General features: G+C 72.5%; 11 protein-coding genes. 4 read left to right on the forward strand and 7 right to left on the reverse strand.

The genetic code is table 11. The features are described 5' to 3' along the window. Nucleotides 1–150 precede the first annotated feature (150 nt). On the forward strand, nucleotides 151–684 hold the full coding sequence (locus AB0N63_RS30900) for a TerD family protein (protein ID WP_365534128.1): 534 nt from the start codon (nucleotides 151–153) through the stop codon (nucleotides 682–684). A gap of 76 nt (nucleotides 685–760) precedes the next feature. Here AB0N63_RS30900 and AB0N63_RS30905 read toward each other — a convergent pair whose 3' ends face one another. Together AB0N63_RS30905 and nrdR are read right to left on the reverse strand one after the other, a co-directional pair. Beyond that, on the reverse strand, nucleotides 761–3,649 hold the full coding sequence (locus tag AB0N63_RS30905) for a vitamin B12-dependent ribonucleotide reductase (RefSeq protein WP_365534131.1): 2,889 nt from the start codon (nucleotides 3,647–3,649) through the stop codon (nucleotides 761–763). A gap of 160 nt (nucleotides 3,650–3,809) precedes the next feature. Beyond that, a complete protein-coding gene (nrdR, locus tag AB0N63_RS30910; protein WP_365534133.1) occupies nucleotides 3,810–4,373 on the reverse strand; it encodes a transcriptional regulator NrdR in 564 nt (187 codons plus the stop codon). Between the two features lie 611 nt (nucleotides 4,374–4,984). Here nrdR and lexA point away from each other — a divergent pair. Further along, nucleotides 4,985–5,764, forward strand: coding sequence for a transcriptional repressor LexA (lexA, locus tag AB0N63_RS30915; RefSeq protein WP_009191055.1), 780 nt, complete (start codon nucleotides 4,985–4,987; stop codon nucleotides 5,762–5,764). 163 nt (nucleotides 5,765–5,927) lie between these two features. Here lexA and AB0N63_RS30920 read toward each other — a convergent pair whose 3' ends face one another. The 4 genes from AB0N63_RS30920 to AB0N63_RS30935 all read right to left on the reverse strand — a co-directional run bounded on the left by AB0N63_RS30920 (nucleotide 5,928) and on the right by AB0N63_RS30935 (nucleotide 12,667). Continuing rightward, on the reverse strand, nucleotides 5,928–7,904 hold the full coding sequence (locus AB0N63_RS30920; protein WP_365534135.1) for an ATP-dependent DNA helicase: 1,977 nt from the start codon (nucleotides 7,902–7,904) through the stop codon (nucleotides 5,928–5,930). A 179-nt stretch (nucleotides 7,905–8,083) separates the two neighbouring features. Next, nucleotides 8,084–8,863 (reverse strand): GNAT family N-acetyltransferase, encoded by a 780-nt coding sequence (locus AB0N63_RS30925; RefSeq protein WP_365534137.1) that lies wholly within the window; start codon nucleotides 8,861–8,863, stop codon nucleotides 8,084–8,086. 185 nt (nucleotides 8,864–9,048) lie between these two features. Then, on the reverse strand, nucleotides 9,049–11,031 hold the full coding sequence (locus AB0N63_RS30930; protein WP_365534139.1) for an IucA/IucC family protein: 1,983 nt from the start codon (nucleotides 11,029–11,031) through the stop codon (nucleotides 9,049–9,051). Between the two features lie 175 nt (nucleotides 11,032–11,206). After that, nucleotides 11,207–12,667, reverse strand: coding sequence for a diaminobutyrate--2-oxoglutarate transaminase family protein (locus tag AB0N63_RS30935; RefSeq protein WP_365534142.1), 1,461 nt, complete (start codon nucleotides 12,665–12,667; stop codon nucleotides 11,207–11,209). Nucleotides 12,668–13,133: 466 nt separating this feature from the next. Between AB0N63_RS30935 and AB0N63_RS30940 the strand changes: the two genes are divergently transcribed. Next, the gene (locus AB0N63_RS30940) at nucleotides 13,134–14,372 is read left to right on the forward strand and encodes a hypothetical protein (RefSeq protein WP_365534144.1); all 1,239 of its coding nucleotides are present in this window, start codon (nucleotides 13,134–13,136) and stop codon (nucleotides 14,370–14,372) included. Nucleotides 14,373–14,543: 171 nt separating this feature from the next. Continuing rightward, complete coding sequence (locus tag AB0N63_RS30945) at nucleotides 14,544–15,794, forward strand: hypothetical protein (RefSeq protein WP_365534147.1); 1,251 nt, start codon at nucleotides 14,544–14,546, stop codon at nucleotides 15,792–15,794. Nucleotides 15,795–15,931: 137 nt separating this feature from the next. On the opposite strand, the gene hflX is transcribed toward AB0N63_RS30945, so the two are convergent. After that, complete coding sequence (gene hflX, locus AB0N63_RS30950) at nucleotides 15,932–17,422, reverse strand: GTPase HflX (RefSeq protein ID WP_009191048.1); 1,491 nt, start codon at nucleotides 17,420–17,422, stop codon at nucleotides 15,932–15,934. Nucleotides 17,423–17,547: the final 125 nt, after the last annotated feature.

The following is a 17,547-nucleotide window of genomic DNA, read 5'->3' on the forward strand; positions in this document are numbered from 1 at the left end:
CGTACGGCCCCGGAGGGTGGCGTTGGTCACTTCTGTGGGGACAGTGCCCGCGCGGGCACCCCTGCGGACGTGGCACGATGGGACAACCAGCGCCCGCCGTGAGGCAGTTGAAGCAGAGAGGGCGCACGGGAACCGGGAAGGGGGAGTCCGGTGAGCGGGCTCAGCAAGGGGATCCGCAAGGTCGAGGTCGCGGTCAAGTGGGATCCCAGTCCGGCGGGCCAGCCGCCCACCGACCTCGACATCGTCGCGGGCACCTATCTGGCGAGCGATCCGTACGGCGCGGCCGACTATCTGGTGCACTTCGACAGCCGCTCCCCCGACGGCACGATCTACCTCAACCGGGACAGCACCGACGGCAGGGGCTTCGGCTGGGACGAGGTCATGACGCTGGAGCTCGAGCGGCTGTCCGAGCGGTACGCGCGCGTGGTCGTCGGTGTGGTCATCCAGCAGCGTTCCGCCCCGCGCACGTTCTCCGGGGTGCTCGACGCGGGGCTGCGCATCCGGGAGGGCTACACCGTGCTCGCCGAGGACGACTTCGGCGGCGTCCCGTCGGCGACGGCGGCCGCCGTGGCCGAGTTCGCCCGCGACGGCTCCGGGAGCTGGCAGTTCCGTCCGGGCGTCCTCGGCTTCGAGGGCGACCCGGCGGAGTTCACCCGGACCATGGGCGCCGTGCACCGGCCCTGACCGGAGCGTACGGGTCATACGGGTAAGGGGCGTCGGCCATGGCCGACGCCCCTTACTTCATCACATGCCCGTCAGATCAGCTGCAGCCGCTGGTCGAGCCGCAGCCCTCGCAGATGTAGCAGGAGCCGGCTCGCTGCATCTTGGTGCCGCAGGAGAAGCACAGCGGGGCATCGGCCTGGATACCGAGCTGCATCTCCACCAGTTCGGCGCTGGTGTGCGCCTCCTTCGGAGCGGGCGCGGCCGCCTCGGCCTCGGCCTTCGGCGTGGCGACGGCCTTCAGGTCGGTCTGCCGCGGCGCGGACTGGGCCAGGCCTTCCACGTCGACGTCCTCGTCGACCGGCTCGTAGGAGCCGGTCTCCAGGTGGCGCTGACGCTCCTCGGCGGAGTGGATGCCGAGCGCGGAACGCGTCTCGAAGGGCAGGAAGTCCAGCGCCAGGCGACGGAAGATGTAGTCGACGATCGACTGCGCCATCCGCACGTCCGGGTCGTCGGTCATGCCGGCCGGCTCGAAGCGCATGTTGGTGAACTTCGAGACGTACGTCTCCAGCGGCACGCCGTACTGCAGGCCCACCGAGACGGCGATGGAGAAGGCGTCCATCATGCCCGCGAGGGTCGAGCCCTGCTTGGACATCTTGAGGAAGACCTCGCCGAGACCGTCGTCCGGGTAGGAGTTGGCGGTCATGTAGCCCTCGGCGCCACCGACGGTGAAGGACGTGGTGATGCCGGGACGACCCTTCGGAAGGCGCTTGCGGACGGGGCGGTACTCGACCACCTTCTCGACCTTGGCCTGCGGCTCCTCGACGGCCTCGGTCTTCTTCTCCGAGTCCTTCGTCTTGGCGGACAGCGGCTGGCCGACCTTGCAGTTGTCGCGGTAGATCGCCAGCGCCTTGACGCCGAGCTTCCACGCCTCGTAGTAGATCTCCTCGACCTCCTCGACGGTCGCCGTCTCCGGCATGTTGACCGTCTTGGAGATGGCGCCCGAGATCCACGGCTGGATCGCGGCCATCATGCGGACGTGGCCCATCGGGGAGATGGCACGCTCGCCCATGGCGCAGTCGAACACCTCGTAGTGCTCCTGCTTGAGACCAGGCGCGTCGATCACGTTGCCGTGCTCGGCGATGTGGGCGACGATCGCCTCGATCTGCTCCTCCTGGTAGCCCAGGCGGCGCAGGGCCTGCGGGACGGTGCCGTTGACGATCTGCATCGAGCCGCCGCCGACCAGCTTCTTGAACTTGACCAGGGCGAGGTCGGGCTCGACACCGGTGGTGTCGCAGGACATGGCCAGGCCGATGGTGCCGGTCGGCGCGAGGACGGACGCCTGGGAGTTACGGAAACCGTTCTTCTCGCCGAGGCGCAGCACGTCCTGCCAGGCCTCCGTGGCGGCGGCCCACACCGGGGTGTCCAGGTCGTCCATGCGCACGGCGGCGGCGTTGGCGTCGGCGTGCTGCTTCATGACGCGCTGGTGCGGCTGGGCGTTGCGGGCGTAGCCGTCGTAGGGGCCGACGACGGCGGCCAGCTCGGCGGAGCGCTTGTAGGCGGTGCCGGTCATCAGGGAGGTGATGGCACCGGCGAGGGCGCGGCCGCCGTCCGAGTCGTAGGCGTGGCCGGTCGCCATCAGCAGGGCGCCGAGGTTGGCGTAGCCGATGCCGAGCTGACGGAAGGCGCGGGTGTTCTCACCGATCTTCTGGGTGGGGAAGTCGGCGAAGCAGATCGAGATGTCCATCGCGGTGATGACCAGCTCGACGACCTTGGCGAAGCGCTCGACCTCGAAGGACTGGTGGCCCTTGCCGTCGTCCTTGAGGAACTTCATCAGGTTCAGCGAGGCGAGGTTGCAGGACGTGTTGTCCAGGTGCATGTACTCGCTGCACGGGTTCGAACCGTTGATCCGGCCGGACTCCGGGCAGGTGTGCCAGTGGTTGATCGTGTCGTCGTACTGGATGCCCGGGTCGGCGCAGGCCCAGGCGGCCTCGGCCATCTTGCGGAAGAGGGACTTGGCCTCGACCTCTTCGATGACCTCGCCGGTCATCCGGGCGCGCAGGCCGAACTTGCCGCCCTGCTCGACCGCCTTCATGAACTCGTCGTTCACACGGACGGAGTTGTTGGCGTTCTGGTACTGGACGGACGTGATGTCGTCACCGCCCAGGTCCATGTCGAAGCCCGCGTCGCGCAGGGCGCGGATCTTCTCCTCCTCCTTCACCTTGGTCTCGATGAAGTCCTCCACGTCGGGGTGGTCGACGTCGAGGATGACCATCTTGGCGGCGCGGCGGGTGGCGCCACCGGACTTGATCGTGCCGGCGGAGGCGTCGGCGCCGCGCATGAAGGAGACGGGACCGGAGGCGTTGCCGCCGGAGGAGAGCAGCTCCTTCGAGGAGCGGATACGGGAGAGGTTCAGGCCCGCGCCCGAACCGCCCTTGAAGATCATGCCCTCTTCCTTGTACCAGTCGAGGATCGACTCCATGGAGTCGTCGACGGACAGGATGAAGCAGGCGGAGACCTGCTGGGGCTGGGGCGTGCCGACGTTGAACCAGACCGGGCTGTTGAAGCTGAAGATCTGGTGCAGGAGGGCGTAGGCCAGCTCGTGCTCGAAGATCTCGGCGTCGGCGGGCGAGGCGAAGTACTTGTAGTCCTCACCGGCCTTCCGGTACGTCTTCACGATGCGGTCGATCAGCTGCCTGAGGCTGGTCTCGCGCTGCGGGGTGCCGACGGCACCGCGGAAGTACTTGCTGGTGACGATGTTGACCGCGTTCACCGACCAGAAGTCGGGGAACTCGACGCCACGCTGCTCGAAGTTGACCGAGCCGTCGCGCCAGTTGGTCATGACGACGTCACGGCGCTCCCAGGCCACCTCGTCGTACGGGTGTACGCCGGGGGTGGTGTGGATGCGCTCGATGTGCAGCCCCTTGTTCCCCGCCTTCGCGCCCTTGGCTCGGGAACCTCGTGCCGGACCGCTCGCCGTCTCTGTCATGCCGCCTCCCTGTACGGGCGAAAACGCCCTGAAGTGCCCCGATGTTCCGAGACACGGTGTTCTGTCTGGTGCTGCGGGCACCTGTTCCGCTGCCGCCCGCAACCGTCTTTCCCGCCGCCGCTGAGCCGGCCCCGGATGTGCGTCCGGACCGGCCCGCCTGTCAGTCGGCGGCGCGCGCGGGCGCGGGGACGTCGGCCGTCCCGCCATGCCCGCGTTCGTCTTCTCCCGGGCCCCCCGCGACGGCTTCCTCGCCGTCCCGCTGCTCGGCGGCGGGGCGCCGCGCGCCATCCCTGAGTTCCGTGATGGCGGCCTCGAAGTCCTCCAGCGAGTCGAACGCCCGGTAGACGGACGCGAACCGCAGGTAGGCGACGAGGTCGAGTTCCTGCAAGGGGCCGAGTATGGCGAGCCCCACCTCGTGGGCGGCGACCTCGGCGCTTCCGCTGGCCCTGATCGCCTCCTCGACCCGCTGCCCGAGCTGGGCGAGCGCGTCCTCGGTGACCGGCCGTCCCTGGCATGCCTTGCGCACACCGTTGATGACCTTGGTGCGACTGAAGGGCTCCGTGACGCCGGACCGCTTGACCACCATGAGCGAGCACGTCTCCACGGTCGTGAACCGACGGGAGCAGTCAGGGCACTGGCGGCGCCTGCGGATCGACGTGCCGTCGTCCGTCGTACGGCTGTCGACCACACGGCTGTCGGGGTGCCTGCAGAAGGGGCAGTGCATGGACTCCAACCCTCCTCACAGCAGACTCAGAAGCCTCGTCGGACCTCTTGGGCCCCGCGAAGCAGCCCCCAGCATAGGCGATGAACGAGGCGCCGCAGACCCGGGTCACCACAACTTCTGGGATGCCTTGACCGGACAGCCACTAGATGTGGGGATCGACTCGCGCGCAGTCACCATCGGCGGCGTGTCGCGCGCAACGACTGCGGCGTCTCGCGGCAAAGCGGCCTGAAGCCGTATGCCCCGGCCGCGGCGGCGAACACCCCCGGTGGGCGCCCGGCCCGCGCGGACGCGCGAGGGGATGCCGGGCGCGCCTCGTGGGAGGAGCCGTGCGCAGCCCAAGGAGATGATGTGCGGCCACGGCGCGGAAGGGTGCCGGTGCTCGGCGGAGAGAGCGTCGGGTGGCAGACTGTGGCGCGGACGACGGGGTTCCGCCCCGGCGGTGAAGAGTACCGCAATGGGACCTTTTGTCCGCGAGGTGCGGCGCGAGCCTATACACCCCGAGAGGTGATCAAGTCCGGCTCTCCCCGTTTTTTCACTCGAACGTGTGTTTGGCGCAACCTTTCGAAAGCCACTACCGTTGTGCCGGAGGGAGACCATCGAGAGGGGCCGACGTGACCACCACCGCAGACAGTGCCACCATCACTGCCCAGGACCGCCCCCAGGGCCGACTCGAGCCGGTGCATGCCATGAACGAAGCCGTGAACCCTGAGGGGCCCAAGCGGTCCCTGCCGGGCCGACCTCCAGGGATCCGGGCGGACAGCTCGGGCCTCACCGACCGGCAGCGCCGGGTGATCGAGGTCATCAGGGACTCCGTCCAGCGGCGCGGCTACCCGCCGTCGATGCGCGAGATCGGCCAGGCCGTCGGCCTCTCCAGCACCTCCTCGGTCGCGCACCAGCTGATGGCGCTGGAGCGCAAGGGCTTCCTCCGCCGCGACCCGCACCGCCCGCGCGCCTACGAGGTCCGCGGCTCGGACCAGGCGGCCACGCTGCAGCCTACGGACACCGTCGGCAAGCCCGCCGCGTCGTACGTCCCGCTGGTCGGCCGGATCGCCGCCGGCGGCCCGATCCTCGCCGAGGAGTCGGTCGAGGACGTGTTCCCTCTGCCCCGGCAGCTGGTCGGCGACGGTGAGCTGTTCGTGCTGAAGGTCGTCGGCGACTCGATGATCGAGGCCGCGATCTGTGACGGCGACTGGGTGACGGTCCGCCGTCAGCAGGTCGCCGAGAACGGCGACATCGTGGCCGCCATGATCGACGGTGAGGCCACCGTCAAGCGCTTCAAGCGCGAGGACGGCCATGTCTGGCTCCTGCCGCACAACGCGGCATACGAGCCGATCCCGGGTGACGACGCGACCATCCTCGGCAAGGTGGTGGCCGTCCTGCGGCGCGTCTGAGCGACTGCCGAGGACGCGCTCGCCGCGCCCCCCCTGATCGGGCCCCGGAACCTCTGCGCCGGTTCCGGGGCTCCGTGCTGTCCGCGCCGGACCGCGCCGGACCGCCTGCTTCCCGTCGGGCGGCCCGCCGTCCGTCAGGCCGCCCGGGGACGCGCTGCGGCCGTCACTCCCCCTCCGTCTGCCGGGCCGCCGCGTCGATCGCGGCCAGGGACTTGCGCACCTGGTTGCGGTCCGTGGTGTACCAGAAGTCCGGGAGCGAGGCCTTCAGGTAACTGCCGTAGCGCGCCGTGGCCAGCCGCGGGTCCAGGACGGCGACGACGCCCCGGTCCCCCGTGGCGCGGACCAGACGCCCGGCGCCCTGAGCCATCAGCAGCGCCGCGTGGGTGGCCGCGACCGCCATGAAGCCGTTGCCCCCGGCGTCCTCGACCGCCTTCTGGCGGGCGCTCATCAGCGGGTCGTCCGGACGCGGGAACGGGATCTTGTCCATGACCACCAGCTGGCAGCTGGGGCCGGGGACGTCCACGCCCTGCCAGAGCGAGAGCGTGCCGAACAGACAGGTCTTCGGGTCGGCGGCGAAGTTCTTGATCAGCTCGCCCAGCGTCTCCTCGCCCTGGAGCAGGACCGGGAACTCCGGGAGCCGGCCGCGCAGCTCCTCCGCGGCGAGCTGAGCGGCCCGCATCGAGGAGAACAGGCCGAGCGTCCGGCCGCCGGCCGCCTGGATCAGCTCCGTCAGCTCGTCCAGCATGTCGCCGCGGTCGCCGTCCCGCGCCGGGCGGGCCAGGTGCTTGGCGACGTAGAGGATGCCCTGCTTGCGGTAGTCGAACGGCGAGCCGACGTCCACGCCCTTCCACTGCGGCACGTCGTCGCCCTCCGTACCCTCCGGGGCGAGGCCGAGGGATGCCCCCACGCCGTTGAAGTCGCCGCCGAGCTTCAGGGTCGCCGAGGTCAGGACCACTGAGCGGTCGGTGAACAGCTTCTCGCGCAGCAGCCCCGACACGGACATGGGCGCCACCCGCAGGGACGCGCCGAACCGGTCGTGTCGCTCGTACCAGACGACGTCCCACTCGGAGCCGTCGGTGATGCGCTCGGCCACGTCGTGCACGGTCTCCACGGAGGCCAGGGCCTGCTTGCGGACCGCGTCCTCGTCCTGCACCGACTTGTCCCGGGTCGCGCCGATCCCCGAGATCACGTTGCGCGCGGCGTCCCGCAGCGCCAGCAGCGCGTAGCCGAGGTCCTCCGGGATCTCCTCCAGGCGGCCGGGCAGGGCCAGCTCCATCAGCCGCTCGAAACCCTCGGCGGCGGTCTGCAACTGGTCGGCGACCTTCTCGTTGACCAGCTTCGCCGCGCGCCGCACCGCGCGGTTGACCTGCCCGGGGGTCAGCTCGCCGGTGGCGACGCCGGTGACCCGCGACACCAGCTCGTGGGCCTCGTCGACGATGAGCACCTCGTGCTGCGGCAGCACCGGGGCGCCCTCGATCGCGTCGATCGCGAGCAGCGCGTGGTTGGTGACGACGACCTCGGCGAGTTTGGCGCGCTCGCGGGCCGTCTCGGCGAAGCACTCGGCGCCGTAGGCGCACTTCGAGGCGCCCAGGCACTCCCGGGAGGAGACCGACACCTGCGCCCAGGCCCGGTCGGAGACGCCGGGCGTGAGGTCGTCGCGGTCGCCGGACTCGGTCTCGTCCGACCAGTCGCGCAGCCGCAGCAGGTCCTGCCCGAGCTTGCTGGTGGGCGCCGCCGCCTCGAACTGGTCGAACAGGCCCTCTTCCTCGTCCTGCGGGACGCCCTCGTGCAGCCGGTGCAGGCACAGGTAGTTGGAGCGGCCCTTGAGCATGGCGAACTCCGGGCGGCGGCGCAGCAGCGGGTGCAGGGCGTCGACCGTGCGCGGCAGGTCCCGCTCGACCAGCTGGCGCTGGAGGGCGAGGGTGGCCGTCGCCACGACGACCCGCTCCCCGTGGGCGAGCGCGGGCACGAGGTAGCCGAGGGACTTTCCGGTGCCGGTGCCGGCCTGGACCAGCAGATGCGATCCGTCGTCGATCGCGTCCGCGACGGCCTGGGCCATGGTCACCTGGCCGGGGCGCTCCGTGCCGCCGACGGCGGCGACCGCGGCGTGGAGGAGTTCGGGGAGGGAGGGCTTCGTCATAGCGCGACCACCCTACGGCCCGGGACTGACAAACGTGTCCCCGAGCCGGGGACGGGCGGCTCACCCCGGTCTCACTCCGCTCAGGACCGATCAGATCCGGACACAGCCGTAAGGCCCACCTGAGCAATGCTCGCCATGCCCCCCTGCACCGGGGGACAGGACCTAGGGCACGGCCGCCGTCACATCAGGTGCCGCAGCGATCGGTCCCGGATCATGAGGGCGGCCCGCTTGTCCGGCAGGTCGAGCTCGGCCGCGTAGCGGAAGCCCGCTGCGAGGAACGCGGTCACGGAGGGCGCGTTGCGCAGGTCCGGCTCCGCGACGACGCGCGCGCAGGCGGGCCGCATGTCGAGGATCAGGTCGGCGACGGCCCGCAGCAGGCCGCTGCCGAGTCCCCGCCCGCGGTCGGCGCCGCTGCCGATGAGGAGGTGGACGCCGGTGTCGTGCGGGCGGGCCGGGTAGTGGCGGGCCAGCGGGTCGAGATCGGCCCGGTAGATCTCCCAGTAGCTCATCGGGGTGCCGTCGAGCAGCCCGAGACAGGGGAGGCTGCGTCCGTCGCCGGCGAGCTGCCCGCGCAGGTGGACCTCGGTGAGCCGCTGTTCGCCGGCCAGCTGCCAGAACGCGGCGACGGCCGGGTCGTTCATCCAGCGGGCGACGACGGGCAGGTCGCGTTCGAGGCGGACGGGCGTCAGCTCGAAGACCCCGGCCCGGGTTCCGATCGGGCCCCATTCGCCGGCCCCGTTCAGCAGGTCGTCCGCGAGCGGCCGGCCGGCTTCCTCGGTGAAACGCGCGACGAAGTCGTCGGGCAGGTGCAGGTCGAGCGTGTCCTCGGTGTCGGGCTCACCGCCGCCCCGGGTGTCGGCGACCGTCGGCGTGGGCGGATCGGAGAGCTGGACGGCGTCGGGGGCGGTCGAGGCGGCGGAGACGTGTTCGACGGCGGTGCCGGCGTCGGTGGGAGGCATGGCGCGCTCCTCTCGGAGGTCGGGGAGGCGGGTTGGTGGGTGGTGCGAGACGAAGTCCTGGGTCGAGACGAAGTCCTGGGTGGGCAACGGCTGGGTACGGCCCTGCGGCGACGGTGCCGGCGTACGGACCGTGCCGGGGCGTACGCCGGATCGCCCTACGGCGGCGGGCGCGGGACCGGATTCGGTCAGGTGTGCAAGGGGTTGGCGACGGTGACGTAGACGGACTGGGTGTCGACCGGGCCGACGAGTTCGTCCAGGCCGTGCAGCCGGGTCAGCAGATTGGCCTTGCAGCGCAGCAGCGGGGAGTCGAGCAGCCGGGCCGGCAGGGTGGAGCGCATCCGGGCCGGACCGGCGGCGGCGTCGCCGAGGAACCGGCGGAAGGCGGCCAGCAGCAGTGCCTCGTCGGCGAGCCGCTGGGAGCCGAAGGCGCCGATGAGGCCGAAGGCGTTGTTGACGGCGAGGTAGTAGGCGAAGCGTTCGTCGGCGACCTCGTCGGCCACGAACGTGTCGCTGCGCTCGCCGATGCCCGGCAGCCGCGCCGCCAGTTCCGCCTGCCGGGAGGCCCGGAAGTAGTAGCCCTGGTTGTCGCGGTATCGGCCCCCGGCAGGCCAGCCCTCGGAGTCGAGCAGCACCAGCGTGTTCTGCTGGTGGGCTTCGAGGGCGATGCCCACCTCGCCGTCCAGCCAGAGCACGGGCCGGATCACCTGTTCGAGATAGCGCAGGAACCACTCGGCGGCGACGGCTCCGCGCGGGCGGCCGGTGCGGGCGGCGAGCCGCGTGACCAGATCGGCCAGGCGCGACCGCGCACCGGGAACGGCAGCGGGCTGTGCGGAGCCGGCGGGACGCGGGTACGGCCGGGGCGCGACGAGTCCGGCGACGCAGGCGACGTCGTCGGTCGGGGCGAACGGGTTGTGCCGGATCATCACGTCCAGGCCGGGCACCGGCGCCCCGTTCTCGTCGTTGACGGCCAGCCAGGCCGGGTCGCGGACGATGTCGAAGCCGTCGTGCGCCGCCTGCCACTCCTGCCGCAGACCGCCGCGCAGCAGGCGGTGGACCTCTACGCCGCGGTGCAGTTCCTTGCGGAGGTTCTCGCGGCGGGAGTTGGTGATGCGCAGCCCGAGGGAGAGCTTGAGCATGGCGGCGGCACCGGTGCGGTGGACGGTCCGCACGGAGGAGGTGGGGTGCCAGGCCGGGCCGTGCGGACCCAGGTCGCGCAGGAGACCCGCCGCCAGCAGCGCCGCCGTGCCGGGGCGGTGCCGGACCTCGCGTGCCTGCCAGGGGTGCAGCGGCAGGGCGGCGTGGCCGTCGGGGAGCGGCAGTGCCGTCCCGGCGAGGCGTTCCGTGAGCCGGTCCGCGGGCACCGGGCGGCCGCCCTCGGTCCACGCCGAGTCGGCGGCGAGGAGGCGGCGCGGGACCGCCATCCAGTGCAGCGGGAAGGAGCCGCGCAGTTCCGGCGAGCAGGACCCTGCCTCCGCTTCGGTCAGGCCCTCCCGGCTCTTGGGGGCCGGGTGCAGCGGGTGTCCGAGGACGAGCGCCTGTTCGGCGGCGAGGAAGAGGTCGGGGCCGTCGGCGGGGTGCTCGCGGCGGTCGGCGAGGAAGAGCGCGGTACGGCGGACGGAGTCGGCGACCCGCGCCACGAGGTCCACGGCGTCGGCCGGGGCGGTGGCGGTCTCCCCCGGAGCCTCCTGTCGCCTCTGCCCCGGGTTCTCGTCCGGATGACCGTCCCGGCCCGCTTCCAGGGCCGCCTCCGGTGCCTGCCCCGTCGCCTCCCGGGTGAGCAGCGCGGCGACCGTGACCGCGTCGGCCGGGGCGGCGGAGGCCGGGGCGCCGGCGAGGCGCGGCAGGCCGAAGCGGTGCCAGCCGGTCGGGGACCAGTGGCGGACGGGCACGAGCAACGCGGTGCCGCTGGCGGGGAGGGGGATGCGCAGGACGTCGCCGTCGGGGGCGGCGACACCGGTCTCGCGCACCCAGCAGCGCAGCAGGTTCTCCACCCCCGCGGCCTGGGCGGCGGTGTGCGGGTCCGGGTGGTCCAGAAGGTCGGTGACGCCGTGGTCGTCCCGCCCTCGGCGGTGGGGCGACCCGGGGGCTTGGCGGGGAACCGTGTCGGCCGGGTCGTGCGGGTCCTGCGCAGAAGTCGGGTGGCCGTGCGGGGGCGGAGCGGTGGTCAAGACGGTTCCTCAGGGGTCTCGTGCTGATCGAGTCGTACTGATCGCCCGTCGGGGGCGGCGGAGACCGGACGCGGGGTTCGGTCCGCGCGGTCCGCGGGCGCGGTGGTGGAACGTCGTGCGGGACCGCCACGACCTCGGTGGCGACCGGCGCGCCGCCGCGGCAGGAAGCGGCGGGTCACGGGCGGGCGATCCCGCCCGCGTGGTCCCGGGCCACCGCGTCGACCGCGTCGGCCAGCCGGTCGAGCACGGCCGCGGCCTGCTCGTCGGTGATCGTCAGCGGCGGAAGCAGGCGTACGACGCTCGCGTGCCGGCCGCCGAGTTCGACGATCAGGCCACGCCGCAGGCACTCCCGCTGGACCGCGGCGGCGAGTGCGGGCGCGGCGGGCCGGGGCTTCGGGAAGCTGCCCCACATCGGGGCGACGCCCTGGTCCTCGGCCGCCGTGCCGGTACCGTCGGCCGCGATGCCGGAGTCGTCGCGGCCCGGCTCGGTCTCCGGATCGACCAGTTCCACGCCGAGCATCAGCCCGCGCCCCCGGACCTCCCCCACGCACGCGTGTTCCTCGGCCAGCCGGCCGAGTCGCGCGAGCATGCGGGCGCCCAGGGCCGCGGCGCGTTCGGCGAGGCGGTTCTCGCGGACGTGGGCGAGGGTGGCGGCGCCCGCCGCCATGGCGAGCTGATTGCCGCGGAACGTGCCCGCGTGCGCGCCCGGCTCCCAGACGTCCAGGTCGTCCCGGTAGACGACGACGGCCAGCGGCAGGCTGCCGCCGATGGCCTTGGACAGCACCATCACGTCCGGTGTCACCCCGCTGTGGTCCACCGCCCAGAACGCACCGGTGCGGCCGACTCCGGTCTGGATCTCGTCGGCGACCAGCGGGATGGAGCGCTCGGCGGTGATCCGCCGCATGCGCCGCAGCCACGCGTCCGGCGCGGGATGGACGCCGCCCTCGCCCTGCACGGGTTCCAGGATCATCCCGGCCGGCTGCGGCACCCCGGATTTGGGGTCGTCCAGCACGGACTCGGTATAGCGGGCGGCGAGTTCGGCCCCGCGCGCGCCGCCGACACCGAACGGGCAGCGGTAGTCCTGCGGGTACGGCAGCCGGGCGACCCGTACGTCGCCGGCGTGCCCGGAGGCGGCGGAGGCTCCGGCGGTCATCCCGTGGTAGGCGCCGGTGAAGGCCATGACCGTGGTGCGGCCGGTGGCGGTGCGGACCAGTTTGAGGGCCGCCTCCACCGCGTCCGTGCCGGCCGGGCCGCAGAACTGCACGCGCGCGCGGGCCGCGAGTCCGGGCGGCAGCGTGGCGAAGAGTTCGGTGACGAACACGTCCTTGACGGGAGTGGCCAGGTCGAGCGCGTGCAACGGGGCGCCCGACTCCAGCACCTTGCGCACGGCGGCGAGGACCACGGGGTGGTTGTGCCCGAGGGCGAGGGTGCCGGCGCCGGAGAGGCAGTCCAGGTAACGGCGGCCGTCCGCGCCCTCGATGGTGAGCCCGCGCGCCCGCACCGGGACGATGGGCAGGGTGCGGGCGTAGGTGCGCGCAGCGGACTCGCGCGCCGACTGGCGCCGCAGGATCCCCTCATGCAGGGCGTGCTCGTCCGCGGAGGCGTGTCCTCCGGGCGCAGACTCCGTCACGGTCACGGTTTCCCGTCCTCCCGCCGTCCCAAGGTCTCGGCCGCCACCTGTCCCGAGGGGCCCGGCTCCCACTCCCCGCACGACAGCGCACGTCAGCGGCGGGGACCCGGACGCGGACAGCGGGCCCCCGCCGCTACAACCGCCGGCCGTCCGCCGGGTTACGGGTTGCGGCGAGATCCACGCCGACGCAGCAGCCCCGCCCCGGCGCGCCTTCCCGCCGCACCCCCCGCAGCAGGCGTCGCCCGGCGCCGGCCGCCTCCGCGAAACCGCGTCGAACCGGCGGAACTCCGGCCGATCGTCCAGGTCAGCGGCTGTAGCCGAACCGTTGCCGTTCCGTCGGCACCACCCCGCAGCGACCGCATAGTGTGTGGTGGCGTTCCGGCCCGCCGTGACACGCCCCTGTCCGTACGGAGTTGGGCGCGTGGTCGCGGCGGCAGCAGCGAGTTTCGTTCATCCCAGGGGGAGTCAGAGCATGCGACCCATACGCCCGTCCGTCACCGCTCGTCGGGGAGGGAGCGCCCGGCGCGGAACCTCCCCCGTACTGGCCGCCGCCGCGCTGGTCTCGGTCATGGCCCTCACCGCCACCGGCTGCGACTCGGGCGACGACCACGCGGACGCGAAGTCCTCGCCCTCCGCGGTCGCCGACGGGTCGGGCGCCACCGGCGACGGCAAGATCAAGATCCCGGACGAGCTGCGCCGGAAGCTCAAGGACCACGGGATCGACATCGACAAGTGGAAGAACGGCGCCTGGAAGAACTGGGACAAGGACGACTGGCTGCGCGAGGCCAACGACTTCGTCAACCCCATCATCCAGGGGCTGTGGAACCCGGACCGGATGCGCCGGGCCAACGACCCGGACAAGGGCGTGGACGACAACGACATCTCCGGTGACCAGGGCGTCACGGATCCGACGCCGGCCCCGGTCAAGGCGCAGGCGGTCGCGCCGAGTTACCACGCCAACGCGGCCACCGCGGGCAAGGTGTTCTTCGACTCCCCCGAGGGAACGATGGTCTGCTCGGCGACGGTCGTCGAGGACCCCGCCCACCCGGGCAAGTCCAACCTGGTGTGGACCGCGGGCCACTGCGTGCACGCGGGCAAGAAGGGCGGCTGGTACCGCAACATCGCGTTCGTGCCGTCGTACAACGACGCGGGCCGCAGCGCCGCCCAGTTGCAGGGCGCGAGCCGTGACGAGGTCGCCCCGTACGGCGTGTGGTGGGGCGACTGGGCGCGGACCTCCGACCAGTGGATCGCGAGCGGCGGTGCGACCGGCGGTCAGGGCGCGCCGTACGACTACGCGGTGATCCATGTGACGCCGGAGAAGGGCGGGAACGGCAAGTCCCTTCAGGAGACGGTCGGGGCGGCGCTGCCCGTGGACTTCGACGCTCCCGCCGTGCCGAAGGTGAGCAGCATCACCGCGACCGGCTACCCGGCGGCCCCGCCGTACGACGGGCAGCGGCTGTACCGGTGCCAGGACAAGCCCGGGCGGCTGTCGGTGACCGTCTCCGACCCGACGATGTACCGCATCGGCTGCACCATGACCGGTGGTTCGTCCGGCGGCGGCTGGGTCGAGACGGGCGCGGACGGCAAGCCGGCGCTGGTGTCCAACACCTCGATCGGCCCGGTGTCGGCGGGCTGGCTGGCCGGGCCGCGGCTGGGGCCGGTGGCCGAGAAGGTGTACGACTCGGTCAGCAGGAAGTTCGCCGGGCAGTGAACGCCCTTCGATGAGCGCGCGATGACCACGCCGCGACAGGCGCACGGTGAACGCACAGGCGGCGGGGCGCCGGACACCCGCACCCCGCCGCCGGCCGGTACGGCGCGCCGCGATCAAGAAGCACGTACGAAGCCGAGCAGCAGCAGACGGACCGACGGGGGTTCCTCGCCCATGCCTTCCACCCACATGTCGCCTCTCTCCTCCCGCCCGCCCCGGCGCGGACGCCGGTGCACCCTCGTCGCCGCCACCGGGCTCGTCGCGGCGCTGACGCTCACCGCGACGGCCTGCGGCGGCCCGGACGAGGACCACGCGAGCGGCGGTCCGGCCGCCGCCTCACCGGCCGCGGGCGGCAGCGGCAGCGGCAGCGGCAGCGGCAGCGGCAGCGGCAGCGGCAAGGTGCACGTCCCCGCCGGGATCGCCGACAAGCTCAAGAAGCACGGCATCGACGTCGACCAGTGGGCGAAGGGCGGCTGGAAGGACTGGGACAAGGACAAGTGGCTCAGCGCGGCCGAGGACTTCGCCAACCCGGTGATCGAGGGGCTGTGGAAGCCCGAACGGATGCGGACCGCCAAGGAGGCCGACAAGACGGTCACTTTGGACGCCGCCGCCGGCCAGGGGGTCAGTGATCCGGTGCCGGTGCCGGTCCGGGCGCAGCCCGAGAAGACCCCGTACCACGAGCACGCCGCGCCGGTCGGCAAGGTGTTCTTCGACTCGCCCGAGGGCTCGATGGTCTGTTCCGGCACGGTCGTCAAGGACGTGAACCATCCGGGCCGGTCCAACCTGGTGTGGACCGCGGGCCACTGCGTGCACGCGGGTCAGGGCGGCGGCTGGTACCGCAACATCGCGTTCGTCCCGGCGTACAACGACCTCGGCCGGCCCGCGGCCGAGCTGAACGGCGCCCCGTCCTCCGAGGTCGCCCCCTACGGCGCCTGGTGGGCGGACTGGGCTTCCACCTCCGGCCAGTGGATCCAGGGCGGTGCGGAGACCGGCGGGGCGGGGGCGGCGTACGACTACGCGGTGCTGCACGTGCGGCCGGAGTCCGGCTCGAAGTCGCTGGAGGAGACGGTCGGCTCGGCGCTGGACGTGGACTTCTCGGCGCCGCCGGCGGCCGGGGTGGCCACGATGGGCGCCTGGGGCTACCCGGCCGCTCCGCCCTACAGCGGCGCGACGATGTTCCGCTGCCTGGACCGGCCGGGCCGGCTGTCGCTCAGCACGGCCCTGCCGACGATGTACCGGATCGGCTGCACGATGACCGGAGGCTCCTCCGGCGGCGGCTGGTTCCGGGTGGTGAACGGGAGGACCGTGCTGGTCTCCAACACCTCGATCGGCCCGGCCGACAGCACCTGGCTGGCGGGCCCGCAGCTGGGCCGGGGCGCTCAGGCGCTGTACGAGAACATGAGCCGCACCCACGGCGGCGGGTGACACGCGCCCCGGCACCAGGCACGACCACGAGGCACGGCACAGGGCCGCCCCTGGGGACGACGAGGGCCCGCTCCCGAAAGAATCGGGGGCGGGCCCTCCTGTCGTGCGTCCGGCGAGCAGGGTCGCCCGGTCGCCGCCTACAGCGCGGAGGCCGGCACGTACGGCGCCAGGTCGGCCGCCAGCTCCTCGTGCACCCGGGCCTTGAGCAGGGTGCCCTCCGCGGTGTGCTCCTCGGAGATCACCTCGCCCTCGGTGTGGGCGCGGGCGACGAGCTTGCCGTGCGTGTACGGCACGAGCGCCTCGATCTCGACGGACGGGCGGGGCAGCTCGGCGTCGATCAGGGCGAGCAGCTCGGGGATGCCCCGGCCGGTGCGGGCCGACACCGCGATGGAGTGCTTCTCCACCCGCAGCAGCCGCTGGAGGACCAGCGGGTCGGCCGCGTCCGCCTTGTTCACGACGACGATCTCGGGCACGTCGGTGGCGCCGACGTCCCTGATCACCTCGCGCACGGCGGCCAGCTGCTCCTCCGGGTTCGGGTGCGAGCCGTCCACCACGTGCAGGATCAGGTCGGAGTCGCCGACCTCCTCCATGGTGGAGCGGAACGCCTCGACCAGGTGGTGCGGCAGGTGCCGCACGAAACCGACGGTGTCGGCCAGCGTGTAGAGGCGGCCGCTCGGGGTCTCGGCCCGGCGCACGGTCGGGTCCAGCGTCGCGAACAGCGCGTTCTCGACCAGGACGCCCGCGCCGGTGAGGCGGTTGAGCAGGGAGGACTTGCCGGCGTTGGTGTAGCCGGCGATGGCGACGGAGGGCACCTTGTTGCGGCGCCGCTCCTGGCGCTTGAGCTCCCGGCCGGTCTTCATCTCCGCGATCTCCCGGCGCATCTTCGCCATCTTCTCGCGGATCCGCCGCCGGTCCGTCTCGATCTTGGTCTCACCGGGGCCTCGGGTGGCGAGGCCGCCGCTGCCGCCGCCCATCTGCCGGGACAGCGACTGACCCCAGCCGCGCAGCCGCGGCAGCATGTACTGCATCTGCGCGAGCGCGACCTGCGCCTTGCCCTCGCGGGACTTGGCGTGCTGGGCGAAGATGTCCAGGATCAGGGCCGTACGGTCGATGACCTTGACCTTGACGATGTCCTCGAGGTGGATCAGCTGGCCGGGGCTCAGCTCACCGTCGCAGATGACGGTGTCCGCGCCCGTCTCCAGGACGATGTCCCGCAGCTCGTCGGCCTTGCCGGAACCGATGTAGGTGGCCGCGTCGGGCTTGTCGCGGCGCTGGATGACGCCGTCGAGCACCATCGCGCCGGCGGTCTCCGCGAGGGCGGCCAGCTCGGCGAGGGAGTTGTCCGCGTCCTGCACGGTCCCCGAGGTCCAGACGCCGACGAGCACGACCCGCTCCAGCCGGAGCTGGCGGTACTCGACCTCGGTGACGTCCTCGAGTTCGGTGGAGAGGCCCGCGACGCGGCGCAGGGCCGCGCGCTCGGAGCGGTCGAACTGGTCGCCGTCCCGCTCCGTGTCGACCTCGTGGCTCCAGGCGACGTCCTCCTCCATCAGGGCATCGGCCCGAAGACCTTCGGGATAGGTGTGCGCGAGGCGCTTGGTGGCCTGGGAAGAGGAAGAAGAGGAGGTCATTGGGTCCTTACGTCGTTGGGGAATCCGTGGTGCGGCGCGCGGCGCGGCCGCACGTCCCGTGCGCCGCGACGGCCACTCCGTCACTGTCGACAACGTCCGGGCGGTCCGGGAGATTCCCGGCGCCG

This window comes from Streptomyces sp. NPDC093260 (genome assembly GCF_040683715.1).
GTDB classification, from domain to species: Bacteria; Actinomycetota; Actinomycetes; order Streptomycetales; family Streptomycetaceae; genus Streptomyces; species Streptomyces sennicomposti.